Genomic DNA, 4,634 nt, shown 5'->3' with positions numbered 1-4,634 from the left:
CGGCCCCCGGGGGCACGCCCGCGCCGACGGTCGCGCCGACGCCGGACCAGGGTGCGCCCGCGGGCGCGGCGGCCGCCACGCAGACCAAGGGCCAAGCCGCAAGCCCCGGTTTCATCGAGGCGCTACGCACCGCGTCGCCCTGGCCCTGGCTCGCCCTGTGCTTCGCCCTGGCCTGGCTCCTGACCCTGGCCTGGGCCATCCGCCGCAAAGGAGCCCGGGCGTCCCGCCCGGGTCCCGGTGCCCAACCAGGCAAGTCACTCACCACCGCCCGCACCCAAGCCCGCCAGGCCTGCGCCGCCGCCGACCCCCGCGCCGCCCGCACCGCCCTGCTCGACTGGGCGCGCACCCGCTGGCCGGACCGGCCCCCCGCCGGCCTGAGCGACCTCGCCGCCCGCCTGGGTCCGGCGGCGAGCGCCGCGGCGGCCCCGCTCGAGTCCATCGACCGGGCCATCTACGCCCCCGCCGGGGCGACCTGGGACGGCCGCGCCGCCTGGCAGACCCTGGAGCCGCTGCTGCTCGCACAGGAGCGCGCGGCCCAGGGTCCGGCCGCCCAACCCTTGCCCGGCCTCTACCCCGGCACCTGACATCCGTCACCGCGAAGGCCGCCCCGCCGAGAGGGGGCCAGCGCTCGTCGGCGGCTCCGCCGCGGGCGCCGCGGGCGCCGCGGCGGGGGCGGTCGTCTGCGGTGCGGCGGCGCCTCGATCCGATGGCGTCCGGTCCGGCCCAACGGGAGGCGATCCGCGGGCGCCGCGGGAACCCACGGCCGCGTCGGGGCCGCTCCCCCTTGCGACGGGCCGGCGATTCGGTAAGGATGCGGTTCAACACCCTCCCTCTGATTCGGCCGGCGTCGGCCCGGGCGCACGCCGCCCCCCGGCCTTTCCCACCATCACCACTTGAGCCTATCTTTTGCTGCCATGGACATACTCCTCGCCAACCCCCGCGGCTTCTGTGCCGGTGTCGACCGCGCCATCGCGATCGTCGAGCGTGTACTCGACCTCTACGGTGCCCCCATCTATGTCCGCCATGAGGTCGTGCACAATCGCTTCGTGGTCGAGGGGCTCAAGCAGCGCGGCGCCGTTTTCATCGAGGACCTGGACCAGGTCCCGGCCGGGGCCACGCTGATCTTCAGCGCCCATGGGGTCGCCCAGGAGGTCCGCGACGAGGCGCAGCGGCGCGGTTTCCAGCTCTTCGACGCCACCTGCCCGCTGGTGACCAAGGTCCACCTGGAGGTCGCCCGCCACTGCGGCGCGGGGCTCGACGTGGTCCTGATCGGGCACCGCGGCCACCCGGAGGTCGAGGGCACCCTGGGCCAATGCCAGGGCGGGGAGGGCCGGATGCACCTGGTCGAGACGGCGGACGACTGCGCCGCACTGACGGTCCGGGACCCGCAACGCGTGGCCTATGTGACCCAGACCACCCTCTCGGTCGACGACGCCGTGGCGATCATCGCGGCCCTGCGCGCACGCTTCCCCGACATTCAAGGACCCAAGCGCAGCGACATCTGTTACGCGACCCAGAACCGCCAGGACGCGGTGCGCGAACTGGCCGAGCGCTGCGACCTGCTGCTGGTGGTCGGCTCCACCAACAGCTCCAACTCCAACCGGTTGCGGGAACTGGCGCAGAAGCAGGGCTGCACGGCCTATCTCATTGACGGACCTGAGGATATTCAGCGGGACTGGTTGGCCCAGGCCCCGCGGGTGGGCCTGACGGCGGGCGCCTCCGCCCCCGAGGTCCTGGTGGAGCAGGTCATCGCCCGGCTGCGGGACTGGGGCGCCGCGACGGTGCAGGAGCAGTCCGGCATCCGCGAGCAGGTGGTCTTCCCCTTGCCCCGGGAGTTGACGGGCGACGATGCGGCAGCGGCACCCGCGGGAGCGGCCTAGCACCGCCAGGCGCAACGGCCCCGACCTTGCGTTGCGGCCGAGACCCGCCCGCGGGCGCCCGACCCACAGGTTTGCACAGCGAGAGGACCGACCATGAGCGACATCCTGGTCATCGGCGGCGGCATCATCGGGCTCCTGACCGCCCGCGAACTGGTCCAGGCCGGCGCCGCGGTCACCCTGGTCGAGTTGGGCGAGACCGGCCGCGAGTCGTCCTGGGCCGGCGGCGGTATCGTCTCCCCGCTCTACCCCTGGCGTTACCCGGACAGCGTGACCGCACTCGCCCGCTGGAGCCAGCGGCTCTATCCCAAACTCTGCGCCGAGCTGACCGCAGAGACCGGTATCGACCCTGAACTGACCGTCAACGGCCTCCTGATCCTGGACCCGCAGGAGCGCGAGCCGGCGCTGGTCTGCTGGGCCGCGACGCACGGCACCGAAGTCCAACTCATCGACAGCGTCCAACTCCACGAAGCGGCGCCCGAACTGGCCGTCCGGCCGCCGACCGCCATGCTGTTGCCCGCCGTCGCCAACGTGCGCAACCCACGCCTCGTCAAGGCCGCCCGCCGGGCCCTGGCGGGACGTATCGCGCTGCGGGAGCAGGAAGAGGTCCACGCGATCCTGGCCGCGGACGGGCGCGTCGAGGGTGTGCGCACCAGCCGGGGCCTGATCCGGGCCGACCAGGTCGTGGTCTGCACCGGCGCTTGGACCGCCCGCCTCCTGGACCCACTCGGTCAGCGGCCGGACATCGCGCCGGTGCGCGGGCAGATGCTCCTTTTCAAGGGTCGTCCCGGGCAGGTCAACTACACCACCCTGTGGCGGGAGCACTACGTCATCCCGCGCCGGGACGGCCGCGTCCTGGTCGGCAGCACCCTGGAGCAGACCGGCTTCGTCAAGGAGACCACCGCGCAGGGCCGGGAGTCGCTTCAGCGCGCCGCCGTCGAACTCTACCCGCTGCTCGCACACACACCGATCGAGGCCCACTGGTCGGGCCTGCGCCCCGGCGCGCCGGGCGGCATCCCCTACATCGCCCCGGTCCCGGGCACCGCCGGGCTCTATGTCAACGCCGGACACTACAGGAACGGCATCGTCACCGGCCCCGCCTCCGCCCGCCTGGTCGCCGACCTCCTGCTTGGCCGCGACCCCGTCACCGATCCCGCCCCCTACGCCCTGGATGTCCCGCGGCTACCCGATGTCGGCGCCGGGGCACCGCGCCTGAGGTCCGGTCGTTGAGGCAGAGGGCCGCATCCCCTATACTGTCCCGTCCGGTGCGCCGATGTAGCTCAGCTGGTAGAGCAACTGATTCGTAATCAGTAGGTCGGCGGTTCGAATCCGCCCATCGGCTCCAAGATTTCAAATACTTACGCCAATCCGCAAGGTTGGCGTTTTGTGTTTCTGGGGGTCTGGGTAGGAATTGGATAGGAACAACCTGTGTGCGGCGTATTTTGCCCCGTTCGTCGGATGCTCGTCAGTAGGTCCGGCCGGGCGTTCGGTATGACGATTACCTTAATTGGTAATACTTGTGCCCGCCCTCCCCGGTGGGGTTTTTTGTACGCCCCCACTAGACTATGCTCGATTTGCACGAACAGAGATCAGATGGGGAGCAACATGCGAAACTCACAATGGGTCCTGCGGTGTTACGCAGAGCGAGAGGCCCCGGGCGTCTGGGTCGCCATGTGCCTGGATTTTGACCTGGCGGCACAGGGAGAAACCTTAGATGAGGCGCGCAACCACTTGGACGCCATGATCAACGACTACGTGGAAGACGCCTTCACCGGCGAGGACCGCGACCATGCCGCGTCGCTCCTGAACCGCCGGGCTCCGTGGCGCTACTGGCTGCGCTTCTACTGGCTGTCCTTGGGCGTCAGGCTGCGGCTGGGGTCTGGGCTTTCTCGCCTGCCGTTTCGTGAGTCGCTACAGCTCGCCTTGGCTAAGTGAGCGGCCGCTACCACCCGTTGACCTGCGCCGACGTAAAAACCATCTTGCGTACCCTGGGCTTCACGCCCCGACCTGGCAAGGGTACGTCGCACGAGCAGTGGATTAAAGACACCGAGGAAGGCCGTCTCAAGGTGACGGTAGACTGCCCGAAGGCGCCTTTTTCCCAGACCTTGATCGGATCGATGAGTCGCCAGGCAGGCGTCTCGAAGGATAAATTTTACGCTGCGCTGAACCGCTGACGCCCCCGTCCGCTACCCACCCACCCACCCCGCTCCGGCGTGGTTTTTTGTGCCTCCATCCGCCGGTTCACCGGTGGCGCCGAAGCTCCGGACCGATTGCCCTGAAGCTGCCCACGGTCACCCTGGGCCTTCACCAGGACACCGAGCCGACCCCGGCGAGTTGGCGCCCCTCGATCTGGGGCGCGGGCCCTGGGCTGTCCCTGGCGGTCCTGACCAGGTGCAGGCGTGCGCGTGGTCCGGGAGGTTGCCCCGGCTAGGCCGCTCGACCACGGCGCCGACGATCGCCGGCCGGACCTCGGGCAAGTGACCAGGTGGCGACGGGGGCGTCGTAGGTGTCGTGGCGCGGCGCGCCAGGGCAAGGGGTCACAGCAGCTTCCCCGTGGTCCTGCCCACGGTCGCCGTGTGTACACACCGGCGGTGCTCAGTCGCTCATCATCGGGCACGCGCATTGCATTTAGCACCATCCGTTCCATAGGCGCACCCTATCAATAAGGGGTCTGCGTGTACGGACCGGCGGGTGTGTATGGGCGGTGCAGTGCCGTCGATAGGGAATCAAGCCGTTGATTCGATAGCCCCCAGAACT

At 70.1% G+C, this 4,634-nt stretch carries 4 protein-coding genes, 1 tRNA gene and 1 pseudogene; all 6 read left to right on the top strand.

All coding sequences use genetic code 11. The features are described from left to right. Window positions 1-584, top strand: a pseudogene (locus tag QZY48_RS20345) (protein BatD); the annotation flags it as partial. Window positions 585-914: 330 nt separating this feature from the next. Next, on the top strand, window positions 915-1,880 hold the full coding sequence (gene ispH / locus QZY48_RS20340; RefSeq protein WP_295434589.1) for a 4-hydroxy-3-methylbut-2-enyl diphosphate reductase: 966 nt from the start codon (window positions 915-917) through the stop codon (window positions 1,878-1,880). A gap of 93 nt (window positions 1,881-1,973) precedes the next feature. Then, window positions 1,974-3,107, top strand: coding sequence for a glycine oxidase ThiO (gene thiO / locus QZY48_RS20335; RefSeq protein WP_295434587.1), 1,134 nt, complete (start codon window positions 1,974-1,976; stop codon window positions 3,105-3,107). 39 nt (window positions 3,108-3,146) lie between these two features. Next, window positions 3,147-3,222, top strand: a tRNA-Thr gene (locus QZY48_RS20330). Between the two features lie 260 nt (window positions 3,223-3,482). Further along, window positions 3,483-3,812: a type II toxin-antitoxin system HicB family antitoxin gene (locus QZY48_RS20325; protein WP_295434586.1), complete on the top strand. Its 330-nt coding sequence runs from the start codon at window positions 3,483-3,485 to the stop codon at window positions 3,810-3,812. A gap of 17 nt (window positions 3,813-3,829) precedes the next feature. Further along, complete coding sequence (locus tag QZY48_RS20320; RefSeq protein ID WP_295434584.1) at window positions 3,830-4,051, top strand: type II toxin-antitoxin system HicA family toxin; 222 nt, start codon at window positions 3,830-3,832, stop codon at window positions 4,049-4,051. Window positions 4,052-4,634: the final 583 nt, after the last annotated feature.

The sequence above is a fragment of the uncultured Thiodictyon sp. genome (genome assembly GCF_903828115.1).
Classification (GTDB): Bacteria; Pseudomonadota; Gammaproteobacteria; order Chromatiales; family Chromatiaceae; genus Thiodictyon.
Note: the sequence above shows the minus strand (reverse complement) of the source record. Positions and strands in the feature narration are given on the sequence as shown.